The organism is Sorangium sp. So ce590 (genome assembly GCF_051521365.1).
GTDB lineage: Bacteria > Myxococcota_A > Polyangia > Polyangiales > Polyangiaceae > Sorangium.
In genome coordinates this window covers 1,155,747-1,171,852 of record NZ_CP150346.1, presented here as the reverse complement: position 1 = coordinate 1,171,852, position 16,106 = coordinate 1,155,747, and the positions used below count along the sequence as shown (strand labels likewise).

Below are 16,106 nucleotides of genomic sequence, written 5' to 3'. Positions count from 1 at the left end.
CGCACCGCCGCGCGCAGCAGGTCGCCGGCGGTCCAGGCGACCTTCAGAGGACACCAGGCGACCGGCACGCAGGCTCGCCCGAGACCATCCCTGCGCGCTCTTGCCCGGTGTTCGAACGATGGGGGGATTCTATGCGAAGGTCGGCTCTGCTCCTCTGCTCGCTCCTCGCTCCGATGGGGGTGACCGGCGCCTCGCGGGCGCAGGAGCCCGCGCGCGGGGCGCCGGCCGGAGGCGATGCCGGCGGTGAGGGGCGGTTCCTCTCGCTCGATCTCGAGGAGCTGCTCAGCGTGAAGGTCTCCTCGGCCGGCTTCTTCGAGACCGAGAGCAAATCGTCGACAGGGCAGGCGCGCCTCTACGACGCGCGCACGCTGAAGCTCTATGGCGTCCGCTCGCTCGACGACCTCCTGCAGGCCCACCAGCCCGGCGTCGTGATCGGCGAGCACGAGCGCACCTCGCGCCTCATCGGCGTGCGCGGGGTGCTCATCGACAACAACGCCAAGACGCTCGTGATGCACGACGGCGTGAACACGAACATGCGCGCCCATTTCGGCGCCATCGGGAGCACGCTGGCCGTGCCGCTCACCGGGGACATCGAGAAGGTGGAGGTGATCCTCGGCCCCGGCGCCATCGTCCACGGCTCCGGCGCGATCAGCGGCTTCGTCAACGTCCTCAGGCCCACGGGGATCACCCGCCCGGGGCTCTGGGGCAAGGCGTCCTATGCCTCCGGCGACACGCGCACCCTGGAGGCCAGCTATGGCGGCCTGCTCAGCGAGAAGCACAACGCCGATTACTTCCTCTACTTCGGAACCGCCGGCAACGAGGGGGAGAAGCCCGCGGCCCCCCGGCCGGACACGGCGGAGGTCTACGGCGGCGCCTACGCCGGCGTCACGACGTCTCCCTTCCTGCACCACACGCGCGTCAACGCCCTCGGCGAGCCGAGCTACAAGGGATTCGGCCGCTTCCGCTACGGCTCCGAGCGCAGCCTCGTCAGCGTCGATCTGCGGCTCGACTACGCGCAGACATCGATCATGAGCAACGTCCCGAACCGGACGAGGACCGTCGACCAGATCATCGCCCAGTGGGCCGACAGCAACACCGGCCATGTGCGGCAGCGGAGCCTCGCTGTCACGCCGGAGCTCCACGTCCGCCTGTCCGAGGAGCACAGGGTCGAGCTGATCCCGACCTTCTCGACCTTCGAGACCACCCTCGTCCCGGCCGACTGGGTCATCCACGAGGTGGAGAAGGTCTCCGGACCGGGCTCCGGCGAAGGGGTCGTGTCGACCGGGGGCCTCGGCGAGGAGCACAGCGACGTCAAGCTCGTCTACAAGACCACGGCGATCCGGAACACCCAGCTCGCCCTCGGCGCCTCGGCGAGCCACAAGCGCTTCGACGGTCACAGGTCCCGATGGGGGCGGATCCACGGCGCCGCCTACGAGTCGCCGGAGCGCTTCTCGTGGACCGAGCTCGCCGCCTTCGCCGAGAGCACCGCCACCTTCCGCGCTCTCACGGTCTCCGCGGGCCTGCGCTTCGATCACGCGCGCTTCGGCGAGCTGGTCCTGAGGAACGGCTCCCGCGAGGTCGCGCCGGTGGTCAGCCCCTCCTACCGGGTCGCGGCCGCCTATGCGATCAGCGACACGCAGAACGTCAAGCTGTCTTACCAGAAGGGGTTCCGCTTCCCGGACGCCGCCTACTTCAACTGGCTCGAGCAGTTCAACGCCGCCTTCGAGGACGAGCCGATGGCGCCGCTGCCCGCGCTGAAGCCGGAGTCCTCCCACCTCGTGGAGCTCGACTACCTCGTGGGCCTGCTCGACGAGCGCCTCGTCCTCGACGTCGCCGTCTTCTACGAGCGCTACAGGGACACCCTGGGCTGGGTGTCGTGGGACCTCGTGCGGCCGGACGACTTCAAGGAGCACGTGGTCAATAACCCGAGACACCCCTCCAGCGGAGGCTGGTGGGGCAGCTTCGCGAACAGCACCACCGACGTCCACGCCCTCGGCGGCGAGCTCGGCGTGCTCGGAGAGCTCGGCGGCGGGTTCGCGGGGGACGTGTGGTACAGCGTGACGAGGCCGTTCGGCGCGCAGAGCCCCATCCACATCCTGACCAGCTGGGACGCCGAGGCCTGGGCCAACTACCCCATCCACCTCGTCAAAGCTCACCTGAGCTACAGCGCCAGCCGGTTCACGGCGGGCCTCGCGGCGACCTTCCGGACTGGCATGAACAGCCACGGCACCCGGGACGCGCCCGCCCGCGACACGGACGACCTGCCGCCGAGAGACAGGCTGTACGCGCGCTCGGCGTTCAACCTCGACGCGGCGGTCTCCTTCTCGCCGCTGGAGCACGTCTGGGTCTCGGTGTTCGGCAAGAACCTCACCTTCAACAATGTTCCTCCTCCGACCTACGACGCGCGCCGGTTGATCCTCGCCGCCGGCCGCCCCCACGTCGGCGCCTCTGTCGAGGTCGCTCACTGACGCCGCCTCGCCCTCGTGATAAACCGGAGAACACCTTGTCCGAAGCGCTCAATCAGGTTCACGAGCTGCTCGACCTGCGCGACGACGCCCCGGACAAAGGGCCGCGCGAGAGGGCCGTCCTCGACCTCCTGCTCTTCGAGCTCGGCGCGGTGACCTTCGCCCTGAGGGCGCAGCAGGTCGAAGAGGTGATCGCGTGGCGCACGCCCCTGCCGCTGCCGCGCACCGATCCGCGGGTGATGGGCATCCTCCAGGACCGGGGGAGGATCATCGTGATCGTATCGGCCCCGCTCGCCAAGCCGGCGGCCGCGCCGCTCCGCATCGTCGTCTGCCGCACACAGCGCGGCTACCTGGGGTTGCCCGCGGGCAAGACGCGGTGTGTGGCCGCGGTCAAGGTGTTCGGCGAGCTCGTGCCGAAAGCTGTGGTCGACACGAGCGAGGGGGTAGTAACCTTTCTGGACGTGGTCCATCTGCTCGACGCTTCCGAGGGCGCGCCGCAGCCGTCCGTCGCGCCGCGCGGCGATCCGGCCGCCGGGTCGAGTCGATGAGCGAGCCGAGCTCCCGGTCGCCCCCGACGAAGCCCAGGCTGCCGAGCGATCCGGTCGATGAGGCGGGGACCTCGGTGAGCGCGTCCTCGCCGTCGAGCGTGCCGGCGAACCCGCCCGTGCTCGTCATCGACGACAGCGAGATCGCCCGAGAAGAGGTGTGCCGCGTGCTGGGCGCGGCCGGCTTCCAGGTGATCGCGCTCCCCTCCCCCATCGGGGCGACGCAGGCCATCGTGCGGCACCAGGCGCGCATCGTCGTCCTCGACGTCTTCATGCCCACCATCCGCGGGGACCGGCTGCTCACCCTGTTCCGGAAGAACCAGCGGCTCGGGCACCTCAGCGTCATCCTGATGTCCGGGCACTCCGAGAAGGAGCTCGAGCAGCTGCAAATGGAGGTCCAGGCGGACGCGGTCCTCTCGAAGCGCCACCTCGATCGCCTGCCGGCCCTCGTCCGGCGGCTCGCCGGCAAGGAGCGCTGACGTGGGGGCCGTGGTCGCCATGCTGCACGCCGGGCTGCGATGCGCGTTTCCAGCGCAGCAGGTGCTCCTCGCCGAGGGCGGCCCCGCGCCAGAGCGCGGCGCCTGTCTCTGGGGCAGCGTCGACCCGGGGAACGCTGGCCCGCATCGCGCGGCGCGCGCGGCGCCCGAGCCGGCGACGCGGAGCGTGCGCCTGTCGACCGGCGGCGGCGCCCAGGCGATCGCCTGCGCGTTCCCCAGGCTCGTGGAGGTCGACCGGGAGCACGTGTGGCCGCTGCCGGAGCTCCTCGCGGAGCTCCTGGCCATGCCCCACGTCGTCGGGCTCGCCGAGATCGACGGCGCGCTGCACTGGGTGATCGACGCCCGCCGCCTCCGCGACGCCGGCGCCTGATGCGGCGCCCATCGAGGACCCGTCCGAGGTCGTTCAAGGCTGACCCGAGAAACATGGTGTCTCCGAGCTCTTCGATTCGAATGCTGATGGCCCTCCTGCTCGTCACCACCGCGAGCGCCGAGGGCCGCTCCGCCGCGTCCGTCCCGTACGAGCTGCGGGGCGCCATCCTCCTGCGCTCGATCGGCTACGAGCGCGGGTTCGCGAGCCGGAAGGGCCCGGCCGTGCTCGCCGTCGTCGGCGGGGAGTCGGGCGAGAGCGCGGAGGACGCGAACGCGATGGCGGCCGTGCTCTCGAAGCTGGCCGCGAAGACGACCGTGGCCAGCCGGCCGGCGAGCGTCCTGCGCGTGACGTACAGCGGAAGGGCCCAGCTGCAGGAGGCGCTGCGCGCCGGCGGCGCCGAGGTGGTCTATGTGGCGCGCGGGCTGGCCGCGGCCATCCCGGACGTCCCGTCCCGCGAGGGCGCCGTGGTCCGCATCGTCGTATGCGGCGACGGCGACGACACGAAGCGCGGCTGCGCCGTGGCCGTGGGGCTGGCCGGCGCCAAGCCCGAGCTCCTGCTGAACGTGAAGCACGCCAACGCCATCGGCCTCCGCTTCGACCCGCAGTTCCTCCGGCTCGCCCGCATCGTCGACTGACGCCCTCGCGACGTCGGCCGCCCGACCCGGCGCGTCGTCTCTCTCAGGATTCACGGTTCACGACTCACGGTTCACCACGCACGATCTCTCCTCCAGCGTCCCTCACCGATCCTCCCTCAGCCGCCATGTTCAACTTTCGCTCCATCCGCTGGAAGATCGCCGCCCTCGTCGCGTCGGTGGCCATCGTGCTGTCGGCGCTCGATCTGTGGCTGATCCCCGACCGCACGGCGCGGGCGAGCGAGGCCGAGCTGCGCGAGCGCGCCGGGATCCTCGCCACGATGCTGAAGGAGCCCATCGGCGTGGCCATGGACCTCGAGCAGCCGCCGGAGACCTTCCCGGACACCCTGCGGGCCGCGATGACGGATCCCCTGGTGAGCTGGGTGTCCGTCTACGACGCCAAGGGAGAGCGCATCGCCGCGATCGGCGCGGTGCAGGCGCCCGAGAGCGCGCAGGGCGAGGGCGACGCCAGCGTCGTCGTCAGCGAGGCCCCGATCCGCGCGCGGAACGGCGATCGCCAGCTCGGGACGCTCGCCGTGGGGCTGCGCAGCGACCGGATCGCCCAGCGCCGCGCCGACTCGCGCCGGACCATCGCCCTCCAGTCGGCGGGGATCATGCTGCTCGGCCTGGGCCTGGCGTGGGTCATCTCGGCGCGCATGACGCGCTCGATGGCGCACATCAAGGAGGCGGCGGACCGCATCGCCCGCGGCGACGTCTCGGCGCGGCTGTCGCTCAGGATCTCCGACGACGAGCTCGGCGACATGGCCAGCGCGTTCGAGCGGATGAACGCCCAGCTGCGCGAGCTCCAGGAGACGGCGGCGCGGGTCGCGGGCGGCGATTTCACCTGCAAGATCACCGGCGACGGGGAGCTGTTCGCCGCGTTCCGGGCCATGGTGACGAGCCTCCAGGAGCTCGCCACGCGCATCGGCAACACCTCGTCGGAGGTCGCCTCGGCCGCCGCCGGGATGTTCTCGTCGGTGCGCGAGCAGGAGACGACCGCCAACCAGCAGAACGCGGCGCTCGAGGAGATCCGGAGGACCGTGGAGGCCCTGACCGGCAGCGCGGATCACATCGCGAAGGACGCGACGACCGTGCACGAGATGGCGCAGCGGAGCCTCGTCAGCGTCCAGCACACCGCGGAGCAGACGCGCCTCGTCAGCTCCCACTCGGACCGCATCGGCGAGATCCTGTCGCTGATCCAGAGCATCGCCGACAAGTCGGACCTGCTCGCGCTGAACGCGGCGCTCGAGGGCACGAAGGCCGGCGAGGTGGGGCGCGGGTTCTCGCTCGTGGCCGCCGAGATGCGCCGGCTGTCCGAGCACGTGATGGACTCGGTGCGCGACATCCGCAAGCTCGTGGCGGACATGCACGCGGCCTCCCACGCGTCCGTGCTCGCGACCGAGGACGGCATCAAGCTGGCCCGTGACACGGCCGCGGCCGCCGCGAAGATCTCGGACGCCGTGGGCCACCAGCGCGAGGGGACGGCGCAGGTGAAGACCGCGATCGTCGATATCGTCGGGGCGGTGAACGACACCCTGACGAGCAGCGCGGACGCGACGCGCTCGGCCGAGTCGCTGCTCCAGCTGTCGCACGCGCTCAAGGCGACGGCGAGGGCCTTCCGGGTCAAGGCGGCCGGTGCGAAGCGCGAGAAGCCGGCCATCGCAGAGGCGGACGCGGATGAGGAGCCGGGCTGACCTCGTCGCCACGTTCCACCGGGCCATGCCGGACCGCGTGGCCCAGGCGACGGACCTCTGGCTCGGCTACGAGCAGGGCCAGAGCGGCAACCTGCCGGTCCTGCGCCGGCTCCTGCACACGCTGAAGGGCGAGGCGCACATGCTGGAGCTCGCCGCGTGCGGCGACCTCGCCGAGCTGGCCGAGACCGTCATCGACGCGGTGCGGGGCGGCGGGCGCCCCACGCAGCTCACCGGCGACAGCGTCCTCGGCGCGCTGGAGGCGCTCGGGCTCCTGTCGGCGAGCGCCGGCGAGGAGGCCGCGCCGGACCTCGACGTCGTGAAGGAGACCCTCCGCGCGGCGCACGCGGAGCTCACGAGCGGGCGCTCGCCCACCGGGGTACCCGCGGCCCCCATGACCGAGAGCGCCCTGCCGCCGCGGCTGGACCCGGCCGCGCCGCCGGACCAGGCCGCCCCGCCCGCGGTCCTCGACGCGGAGGCGGTCGGGGCGCGCTTGCACGAGCTGCAGCGGCTCCACGGCGAGCGGGAGGTCCTCCAGCGGAGGCTCCGCGAGGCCCAGCGCATGCTCCGCGCGCTGCTCGTGGAGATCGACCCCCGGGGGGCGGCGGCGGACCGGGTCGCCGAGCGCATCACGAAGACGCTCGGCTACGGCGCGGAGATCGAGCGCCTGCTCGGCGCCGTGCGGGCGGACTGGTCGAGCAACGAGTTCGCCTCTGGGCGCGCGCTCGGCGAGCTCGACGAGGTGGTCCGCGCGGCGTCGGTGGTGCGCACCGAGCGCCTCCTGAACCAGGTGTCGCTCGCCGCCCGGAGCGCGGCGCGCATGCTGGGCAAGGACGTCGAGGCGCGGGTCGAGGGGACGGGGCTCCTCGACGCGGCGGTGGAGCGCCGCCTGGAGCCGGCGCTCCTGCACCTCGTGCGCAACGCCGTCGATCACGGCATCGAGCCGGCGGACGTCCGCGCCCGCCGCGGCAAGCCCGCGCGCGGGACGGTGGCGGTGACCGTGGTCCAGACCGACGCCGCCGTGCGGGTCGAGGTGAAGGACGACGGCGGCGGGGTCGACTTCGCGCGCCTGCGCGAGGTGCTCGCGGAGGCGGGCGTCGCCGACCCCGCCGCCGCGTCCCTCGACGACGCCGCGCTGATCCCGTACCTGTTCGCGCACGGGCTCACGACGAGCCGCAGCGTCGGCGCGATCTCGGGCCGGGGCGTCGGGCTCGACGTCGTGGCCCGGGAGATCGGCGCGCTGGGCGGGCAGGTCCGGGTCGACTCGAGGCCCGGGCTCGGGACGACGATCTTGCTCGTGGTGCCGAAGAACCTCCATGGCGAGGAGGTGGTCCCCGTCTCCTGCGGGCGGTTCCGGTGCGCGGTGCCGACGCACGCCGTGCACTCGGTGATGCTGCTCGACGAGCTGCTGCACACCTCGGACGGGCCGCGCGTGCGCCTGACCAGCGGCCCGAGCGCGGAGCTCGTGCCGGTCTACGCGCTCGGGGCGGTGCTCGGCGACGGGGGCCCGCCCGAGCCGGGGGACGCGGCGCTCGTGCTGCACCACGCCGCGGGCCTGTTCGCGGTGAGCGTGGACGGCTACGAGAACCCGCGGCTCTGCGCCCTCGTGCGGTCGGAGGAGCTGCCGTGGAGCTCGCCGCTCGTGCGCGGCGTGGCGCCGACGGCGGACGGCGAGGCGATGCTGCTCCTCGACGTCGAGCGGGTGTTCGCGTGCGCGCGGCAGGCGCCCCGGGAGGCGCCCTTCGCCGCGGCCCCCGAGCCGAAGCGCGAGCCGCTCGCGCTCGTCGTGGAGGACGCCCCTGTCGCGCGGGAGCTGCTCTGCGGCATCCTGCGGGCGCTCGGCCTGCGCGTGGAGGAGGCGAGCGACGGGCGGGAGGGGCTCGCGCGGGCGCGGGCGACGCCGCCGGACGTGGTGCTGACCGACATCGAGATGCCGTACATGAACGGCCTCGAGATGGTGGCGGAGCTCCGGCGCACGCCCGCGCTCGCCCGGGTGCCGGTCGTGGTGCTGACCACGCAGACGACCGCGACGCACGCGCAGAACGTCGCCGCGCTGCGCGGGCTCGGCGTGCGGGCGGTGCTGTCGAAGCAGCGGTTCGTCGAGGAGGAGCTGCGCCGGATCATCGCGGAGAGCCTCGGAGGCGCGTGACCACGCGGGTCGTGATCGCCGACGACTCGGACATCGCCGCGGCCCTGCTCGAGGCGATCCTGGAGGAGGACGCGGGGATCCGCGTTGTGGGCCGGGCGCGGACCGGGGCCGAGCTCCTGTCCTTGCCGGCGGTCGCGATCGCCGACGTGGTGCTCGTGGATCTGCTCATGCCCGAGCTCGACGGCCTGTCCGTGATCCGGCCCCTCGCCGCCCGCGCCGGCGTGATCGTGGTCAGCTCGCTCCCGCGCGGCTCGGCGGCGGTCCGCGAGGCGCTGGCGCAGGGCGCAGGCGCCACCGTCGAGAAGCGCGAGCTCGCCGGCGCCCCGGCCCGGGCGCGGCTGCGCGCCGCGGTGCTGCGCGCGGCCCGGCGGCCGGCGGCGGCGCGGGGCGGGCGGGTGATCCTTGTCGCGGGCTCGACCGGGGCGATCCCCGCGCTGGAGGCGCTGGCGCGGGGGCTCGGGCCCCTCGATGTGCCGGTGCTGATCGTGCAGCACCTGCCGGATCGGCGGGAGCGGGACCTCTCGCGGGCGCTCCGCGGGCTGGGCGCGCGGGCGCGGCCGGCGCGGGCCGGGGACGCGCTCTCGCCGGGGTTCCTGCTCGCGCCGTCGGGGTTTCACATGGCCATCGACGCGCGCGAGCGGATCCAGCTGACGGGCGACCTGCCCGTGAGCGGCCACAGGCCCTCGGCGGAGGTCCTGTTCGCGTCGGCGGTGCCGCTCGCCCGGCGGGTCGCCGCGCTCGTGCTGTCGGGCCTCGGCGACGACGGCGTCCGCGCGCTGCCGGGGCTCTCGGACGGCGGGGGCCTCTGCTTCGCGCAGGAGCCCTCGGAGTGCAGCGCGCCGGGCATGCCGCGGGCGGCGCTGCTCTCGTCGCCGCGCGTGCGGCCGATCCGCGTCGTGGATTTCGTCGCGCTCGCGCGGAGGTGGGTGCTCGGTGAAGGATGATCGCTCGCTGGAGCGCGCCCTCGCGCGCGTCCTGTCGCCGCGGCTTGGCCACGTGCCCTCGCGGTGGCCCGAGACGCTCTACCTGCACGTCCGGGAGCGCGCTCAGCGGGCCGGGCAGGGCGAGGCGGAGTACGTCGAGCGCGTGGGCCAGGCCGGGGAGGCGGCCCTGCTCGCGATGCTGCTCGACGCCGCGACGATCGGGCACACGGCGGCTTACCGGCACCCGGAGCAGTTCGGCCGCCTGCAGCGCGCGCTGGTCGGCCTCGCGGCGAGGCGGCCGGGCCCGCTGCGCATCTGGTGCGCCGGCTGCTCGACGGGCGAGGAGGCGTACAGCGCCGCCCAGAGCGCGCAGGCGGCGGGGGTGGACGCGGCGGTGCTGGGCACCGACGTCAACCCGGTCGCGATCGCCGTGGCGCGGAGCGGCCTCTTGCCGCAGCGGCGGTCGGTGGGCGCGCCCTTGCCGGCGGCGTGGGCCGAGCGGGTGCCCGAGGCGCTGCGGCGGCGCGTGCGCTTCGAGGTGGCGTCGCTGACCGACGCGCAGCCGGCGCTCGGGGCGGGGCCGTTCGACGTCATCTTCTGCCGCAACGTCCTCATCTATTTCGATCGCGAGCAGGTGCCGCGCCTGCTCGGTCGGCTCGCCGCGGAGCTCGTTCCTGACGGCCACGTCATCCTCTCGCCGGCGGAGGGCATCTTGCCGCTGCCCCCGGAGCTCCGGCGGGGTCCTGCGCCGGGCTGGCTGCGGCTGCCGGAGGGCGATGTCGGGCCGGAGCCGGCGAGCCCGAGGGCGCCCGTCGCGCAGGTCGAGGAGGAGAGCGGGCCTGTCTCGGCGCGAGGGGGCACGGCGGTCGGCGGCGTCCCGGCGCTCGCGCAGCCGCCCGGCGCCGCGGTCGCGCAGCCGCCCGGCGCCGCGGTCGCGCAGCCGCCCGGCGCCGCGGTCGCGCAGGATCGACGCGCGGAGGCGGCGGCCAGGCTGCTGAGCGCCGGGCGCGCCGCGGAGGCCGAGCAGGTGCTGTCGGCGCTGCTCAACGCGGATCCGGAGCACCTGGAGGGGTGGTTCTTGCTCGGGGAGGCGCTGCTGGCGCGGGGCGAGCGGGCGCAGGCGCGGGCGGCGTTCCAGCGGGTGCTCCGCTGCTCGGCCGCCGGCGCCCGCAACGTCGACCCGGACGCGCTGCGGCGCGCGGCGGTGCGCCGGGCGGAGGCGCTGCGCGACCCTCGCTGAATCGCTGACGACGCGGGAGACGTTGCGCGCCGGGCCCCCCCGCGGCCGTCACTTCACGTCGCGCGGCCCGCCCGGCAGCGCGATGGAGATCTCGACCCGCTCCGCGGGCAGCTTCGTCTCTCCGAGCGCGGCGCCGGCGGGGTCGTGCTCGGCGTGACCGACCGCGGACAGCCGGGCTCCTGGCACCGCGCACGCCTCCTGGAGCGCCTGCGCGACGCTCGCCGCCCGGGCCGCGGAGAGCGCCCACGGCGTCGGATAGTCGCGCTGCAGGACGGGCGGCACGAGGTCCGGAGAACCGCTGACCGCGCCGACGCGGATCGGCGCCGGGCCGACCGCCGCGACGGAGCTCGCGACTTGGCACAAGAGGGCTCGGCCCTGCGGACTCACGTCGACTTTGTACGGAAGGAACACCGCGGTCTCCGGGAGCACGACGAACGCCTGTCCGTCCGCGACGGCGAGCGCCGCGACCCCCTTCTTGATCTGCTTGTCGAGCTTCGCTGCGAGCTCGGTCTTGAGCTGCTCGACCCGCTCCAGGCCCGATTTCTTCGCGTCCTCGGTCTGCTGCCGCTCCGCTTCGAGCTTCTCGACCTGCGCCGTCTTTGCCTGGAGCTCTCCGCGCACCTGGCTCAGCGTCTGTTCGAGGTCTTTGCCCTTCTCGTTCGACTTTCGCTGCTCCTCGAGCAGGAGCACGTGAGCGCGGCGAAGCGGAACGTAATATGCCGCCACGAACGTCGCGCTCGCGACGAGGAGGAGCGCCGGCACCAGCCGGACCCAGCGCCGGAAGCCGGAGGCTCCAGCGCTGTTGCTGGCCGCGACTGCCTCATTCGCTGTGCTCATGAATGTCTCCATGCTCCGCCCCCATCGGCGGCGAGAATACCGACATGGCGAGGATCCTGCCAGCGCCACGGATCGCACCTCATTCATTGCAAAAATCCGCACCGTCTCGAAAGCGCGCCCTGCCTCATGTCGGTGTGTACAGGTGCGCTCGTGCCGTGGCATCCTCGTGCGCGCAAGGGAGGATTTTGTATGAAACCGCCGCCCCTTCCGGCCAGGCGCCCAGCGCCGCCCGTTCCCGCCAGGCGCCCAGCGCCGCCCGTTCCTGTGACCGATGATCGCGAGACGCTCTGGCACGTCGCGGTCACGCCGGACGACATCAAGGTGCTCACGTTGGAGAAGCTCGACGATCTGTTTCGGCTCGACCTCATCGACGAGACGACGAAGATATGGCGGCCCGGGATGGCCGCCTGGCAGCCGCTCGGCGTCGTGGCGGGCATCGACCCGACCCCGGCCGAGTCGGCGCGGGTCCAGGGTCCGCCGAGCACGTCGCGTCGGGACCCGCCGCGCCCGCCGCCCCCGGCCGTTCCTGCGTCGCGGAACATGGAGTCGGATCATCCGACGCCGGTGGTGTCGAGCCTGCCGTCCACGATGCCGCTCGCGGGCACGATGACGCTCGAGGCGCTGGACAGCTCGCCGCAGCACCTCGTGACGCGGACCGAGGTGCAGGCGCCGCCGGCGGCGATGCTCGCGGCGTCTCGGCCCACCGCGCCGCCGGGGGTGCCGGAGCTGCGGGCGCCGGATCTACGGGCGCCGATGTTGCTGCAGCGCGACGTGACCGAGGTGACCGCCGCGGCGCCTCGCGCGCGCGACACGGGCCGGGCGCAGCGCCTGATGCTCGCGCTGTCGGTCGTGGCGGGGCTGACGGTGACGCTCTACCGCAATGACGTCCTCCTCGACGCCGCGCGCTCCGCGGGGCGCGAGGGTGTGTATCAGCAGATCGAGACGGCGCTCGGCGGCCCCGGGTTCGGGACCCCGCGCTCGATCGAAAAGCTCGGCGTCTCCTCGGCGCCGGCGCCCGCCAAGTAAGCACGCCGCGCTCCGGCATCCCCGCGGGGCTGCGCGACACGCCACGTCGCGACGTTCACCCGTCCTGAGACAGCGATCCGGACAGGAAGACCGCCAGGGCGCCAAGCACGCCAGCAGGCCCCAGAAGGGTTCTCTTCTCGGGCTCCTTGGCAACTCGGCAGCTCATGACGCCGTAAGTCAACCTTGATGGTGCAGGCGAGCTCTGCGCTTGCTATAGTAAAGACCTTACTCTGACCGGGGGACGACTTACCGGACGCGATGCGGTCCCCGGTTTCACGCCGAGGCTTGCCCAGCACGTCCGCCGCGCCCTGACGCGGCTGGATTCGATCAGCACCGTCACTTGAAAAGAAACAGTGAGGTAGTTGTATGTCGCTATTTATCGCACGCGGCCCAGCTGTTTTCCTGATTCAAGTTGGTTTGCTCACCACGGCTTCGTGGACGCTCGCCGGATGCGGCCACGCGGATCTCCCGGACGATCCGCTCGAATCGCACGGCCAGGCCATCGTCTCCGGGGATCCTGGCGATGACGAGGAGGACTGCGCGGATGAGGAAGCGTCGTTCGTTTCGCGCGAGATCACACGGGATCTCTCGTTTCCGATGCGGATCGTCTGGGGACCGGATGGCTATCTCTGGTTGACCGAGCGCGTCGGAAAGCGCGTCGTGCGCGTGAGGCCGGAGGACGGCGCGCGGACGACCGCGATCACCCTCTCGGAGGTGTTCCAGTCGGGTGGCCAGGACGGGCTGCTGGCCCTGGCCCTGCACCCGGATCTGCTGAAGGGCAAGGGGAAGGATTACGTGTATGTCTCCTTCACCTATGACGTCGATCCAGGTCCAGCGGTGGACCGCAGGACGAAGATCCGCCGCTACACGTACGACCCGGCGACCGAGACCCTCGGGAGCCCCTTCGACGTCATCACGGGCCTGCCGGGGAGCGACGATCACAACTCCGCGCGGCTCCTGTTCGGCCCCGATCGGAAGCTCTATTACACGGTGGGGGATCAGGGGAACAACCAGTTCGCCAGGAAGTGCCTCCCGATCCGCGCGCAGGCGCTGCCCACGGCGGCCGAGGTCGCGGCGCAGGACTGGTCGACGTACGTCGGCAAGGTCCTGCGATTGAACGTCGACGGCTCGATCCCGCACGACAACCCGTGGATCGGCGGGGTCCGCAGCCATGTCTATTCGTACGGCCACCGCAACCCGCAGGGCCTCACGTTCGGCCGCGATGGCAAGCTGTATGCGAACGAGCATGGGCCGAAGAGCGACGACGAGCTGAACCTCATCAAGCCCGGCAAGAACTACGGCTGGCCCCACGTCGCGGGCTATCGGGACGACCAGGCCTACACGTACGACAACTGGTCGGCCTCGAGCCCGGCGTCCTGCGAGTCGCTCGCGTGGAACGACTACGTGCCCCCTCCCTCCGTCCCGCGGCAGCTGGAGAGCGCCTTCAGCCACCCGTATTTCAAGGAGCCGCTCCTCACCTTCTTCACCGTCGACAACGATTACGACTTCTTCGACCCGGCGTGCGGGTTCCTCCAGTACATCTGCTGGCCGACGATCGCGCCCTCCTCGCTCCACTACTACCCCTCCGGGCACGGCATCCCCGGGTGGGGGAACACTCTCCTGATGACCGCCCTCAAGAAGGGCGCGCTGTACCAGGTGAAGCTGAGCGCGAACGGGAAATCCGTGGTCGGCGAGCCCGTCGTCCACTTCCAGAGCACCAACCGCTACCGCGATCTCGCGATGAGCCCGGACCGCAAGACACTCTACATCATCACGGACACCGCCGGGAACGCGAGCTCACCGAACGGCGGCGCCACGACGGCCCTGGAGAACCCGGGAGCGATCCTCGAGTTCAAGTACACGGGATCGCACTGAGCCAGCGCCGGGGTCGCAGGGCCTGCGTCGTAACCGGCGCGGGCCCTGCGATCGCGGCTGGCTCCGCGTTTCAGAGATCCGGCCAGGAAATCCCGGTTTGCGACGCGACGCGGGTAGAGAGGGTGGCGAGGCTGCTCAGGAGGGTGGCGAGGCTGCTCAGGAGGGTGGCGAGGCTGCTCAGGAGGATGGCGAGGCTGCTCAGGAGGGTGGCGAGGCTGCTCAGGCGGGGCGTCAGGGTGGGCCAGCCATTGTGCGGCGCCCGCGTTCCGTCCCCAAGGCGCGTGCGCGTGTTCGGTGCTCGTCTTCGACAAGAGGGCTACACGTCCCGTAGCTCGGGGCCTCGCCGGCGATCAGGGTACCTGCCGCGCCCGCGTTCGTGCTCTCATAAAAAGGAAACCAAGAAAGGTCCGGTGCTACGAGATGCGTGTGTCGTCATCCTTGACCGTGGGGCACCTGCTCCTGCTCCTGTCCGCGCTCGCCGGAGCCGCCTGCGGAGCCGATTCGCCGCCAGTGGAAGAAGAAGATCTCACGTCGTCGACCTCGTCCGGCGGGGATGGCGGCACCGCGGGCGCCGGCGGGCTGGGTGGCGGCGGCGGGGATGCCAGCGGCGGGGGAGGCGCCGGTGGTGAGGGCGATGGGGGTGGCACAGGCGGCGCCGGCGGTGGGGGTGGCTCCGGTGGCCAGGGCGGCTCCGATGGCCAGGGCGGCTCCGGTGGCCGAGGCGGCTCAGGCGGCGAGACTGGCAGTGGCGGCGACGGCGGTACTGGCGGCTCCGGCGGCTCCGGCGGCGACGGCGGCTCCGGCGGCGACGGCGGCACCGGCGGCGGCGGCGGCGGCGGCTCCGGCGGCGGCGGCGGCGGCGGCGGCTCCGGCGGCGGCGAGGAGACGCCCCCCGTGCGCGTCCGGCTCATGGCCGCGAACCTCACGAGCGGCACGCGTCAGAGCTACGACCCCGGCCACGGACAGCGCATCATCCAGGGCGTCGGACCGGATATCGTCCTGCTCCAGGAGCTCAACTACGGCGACGACAGCGCGGACGCGCTCCGCGCCTTCGTGGACGCCACGTTCGACAGCACCTTCAGCTACTACCGCGAAGAAGGCGCGCAGATCCCGAACGGGATCGTGAGCCGCTATCCGATCCTCGAGGCCGGCGAGTGGGAGGACGGCTCGGCGCCCAACCGGGACTTCGCCTGGGCCCGCATCGACATCCCCGGCCCGATCGACCTCTGGGCCGTCAGCGTCCACTTCCTGACCGCCGGCTCGAGCGAGCGCCAGGCCGAGGCGCGGCAGCTCGTCACGATCATCCGCGAGAGCCTGCCCGAGGGCGATTACCTGGTCATCGGCGGCGACTTCAACACCGACAACCGGAGCGAGCCGTGCCTCTCGACCCTGTCGGAGGTCGTCGTCACGTCCGGCCCCTACCCCGCCGACAGGAACGGCGACACGGACACAAACGCCGGCAGGAGCAGGCCGTACGACTGGGTGCTCGTCGACGGCGACCTCGATGCGCACGAGACCGCCGTCGTGATCGGCGAGAGCAGCTTCGCCAGCGGCCTCGTGGCGGACACCCGCGTCTACGCGCCGATCGAGGAGCTCAGCCCCGCCCTCGCGGACGACAGCGGCGCCAGCCAGATGCAGCACATGGGGGTCGTGCGCGACTTCCTGATCCCCGTGGACACGACGACTCCCGTCGATCCGACGCCGGACGCAGCCGCCGTGATCCTCAACGAGATCCTCGCGAACGAGCCGGGCAGCGAGGAGCTCTTCGCGCTGCACACCGCGCTCTCCGCGAGCGACTGCTCGCCCGGCACGCGCGTGGACGGGTCGCCGTTCTGATCCGAAGCTGCCTGTCGGCG

Annotated in this window: 13 protein-coding genes; 12 read left to right on the top strand and 1 reads right to left on the bottom strand. The window is 72.6% G+C overall.

The features are described from left to right. Nucleotides 1–131 precede the first annotated feature (131 nt). The 9 genes from WMF28_RS04335 to WMF28_RS04295 all read left to right on the top strand — a co-directional run bounded on the left by WMF28_RS04335 (nucleotide 132) and on the right by WMF28_RS04295 (nucleotide 10,512). Nucleotides 132–2,468, top strand: coding sequence for a TonB-dependent receptor plug domain-containing protein (locus WMF28_RS04335; RefSeq protein ID WP_437600772.1), 2,337 nt, complete (start codon nucleotides 132–134; stop codon nucleotides 2,466–2,468). Nucleotides 2,469–2,503: 35 nt separating this feature from the next. After that, a complete protein-coding gene (locus tag WMF28_RS04330; protein WP_437600771.1) occupies nucleotides 2,504–3,013 on the top strand; it encodes a chemotaxis protein CheW in 510 nt (169 codons plus the stop codon). Continuing rightward, nucleotides 3,010–3,489: a response regulator gene (locus tag WMF28_RS04325; RefSeq protein WP_437600770.1), complete on the top strand. Its 480-nt coding sequence runs from the start codon at nucleotides 3,010–3,012 to the stop codon at nucleotides 3,487–3,489. Before WMF28_RS04330 ends, WMF28_RS04325 begins: the two co-directional genes overlap by 4 nt. A 1-nt stretch (nucleotide 3,490) precedes the next feature. Further along, the gene (locus WMF28_RS04320; protein WP_437600769.1) at nucleotides 3,491–3,877 is read left to right on the top strand and encodes a hypothetical protein; all 387 of its coding nucleotides are present in this window, start codon (nucleotides 3,491–3,493) and stop codon (nucleotides 3,875–3,877) included. Nucleotides 3,878–3,957: 80 nt separating this feature from the next. Then, nucleotides 3,958–4,512: a YfiR family protein gene (locus WMF28_RS04315; RefSeq protein ID WP_437600768.1), complete on the top strand. Its 555-nt coding sequence runs from the start codon at nucleotides 3,958–3,960 to the stop codon at nucleotides 4,510–4,512. A gap of 125 nt (nucleotides 4,513–4,637) precedes the next feature. Then, nucleotides 4,638–6,203, top strand: a complete 1,566-nt coding sequence (locus tag WMF28_RS04310; protein WP_437600767.1) for a methyl-accepting chemotaxis protein — start codon at nucleotides 4,638–4,640, stop codon at nucleotides 6,201–6,203. Continuing rightward, on the top strand, nucleotides 6,187–8,349 hold the full coding sequence (locus WMF28_RS04305; RefSeq protein WP_437600766.1) for a hybrid sensor histidine kinase/response regulator: 2,163 nt from the start codon (nucleotides 6,187–6,189) through the stop codon (nucleotides 8,347–8,349). The genes WMF28_RS04310 and WMF28_RS04305 overlap by 17 nt, the downstream gene beginning before the upstream one ends. Beyond that, entirely contained in the window at nucleotides 8,346–9,293 is a 948-nt protein-coding gene (locus WMF28_RS04300; RefSeq protein WP_437600765.1) for a chemotaxis protein CheB, read from the top strand. Before WMF28_RS04305 ends, WMF28_RS04300 begins: the two co-directional genes overlap by 4 nt. Next, on the top strand, nucleotides 9,283–10,512 hold the full coding sequence (locus WMF28_RS04295; RefSeq protein ID WP_437600764.1) for a CheR family methyltransferase: 1,230 nt from the start codon (nucleotides 9,283–9,285) through the stop codon (nucleotides 10,510–10,512). Before WMF28_RS04300 ends, WMF28_RS04295 begins: the two co-directional genes overlap by 11 nt. A 48-nt stretch (nucleotides 10,513–10,560) precedes the next feature. Here the strand turns inward: WMF28_RS04295 and WMF28_RS04290 are convergent, their stop codons facing one another. Next, nucleotides 10,561–11,349 (bottom strand): hypothetical protein, encoded by a 789-nt coding sequence (locus WMF28_RS04290; RefSeq protein WP_437600763.1) that lies wholly within the window; start codon nucleotides 11,347–11,349, stop codon nucleotides 10,561–10,563. Nucleotides 11,350–11,613: 264 nt separating this feature from the next. Here WMF28_RS04290 and WMF28_RS04285 point away from each other — a divergent pair, with 264 nt between their 5' ends. The 3 genes from WMF28_RS04285 (at nucleotide 11,614) to WMF28_RS04275 (ending at nucleotide 16,086) form a co-directional block, all read left to right on the top strand. Next, the gene (locus WMF28_RS04285) at nucleotides 11,614–12,375 is read left to right on the top strand and encodes a DUF4339 domain-containing protein (RefSeq protein WP_437600762.1); all 762 of its coding nucleotides are present in this window, start codon (nucleotides 11,614–11,616) and stop codon (nucleotides 12,373–12,375) included. 417 nt (nucleotides 12,376–12,792) lie between these two features. Further along, entirely contained in the window at nucleotides 12,793–14,250 is a 1,458-nt protein-coding gene (locus WMF28_RS04280) for a glucose/sorbosone family PQQ-dependent dehydrogenase (RefSeq protein ID WP_437600761.1), read from the top strand. 426 nt (nucleotides 14,251–14,676) lie between these two features. Continuing rightward, nucleotides 14,677–16,086 (top strand): endonuclease/exonuclease/phosphatase family protein, encoded by a 1,410-nt coding sequence (locus tag WMF28_RS04275; RefSeq protein ID WP_437600760.1) that lies wholly within the window; start codon nucleotides 14,677–14,679, stop codon nucleotides 16,084–16,086. Nucleotides 16,087–16,106 lie beyond the last annotated feature (20 nt).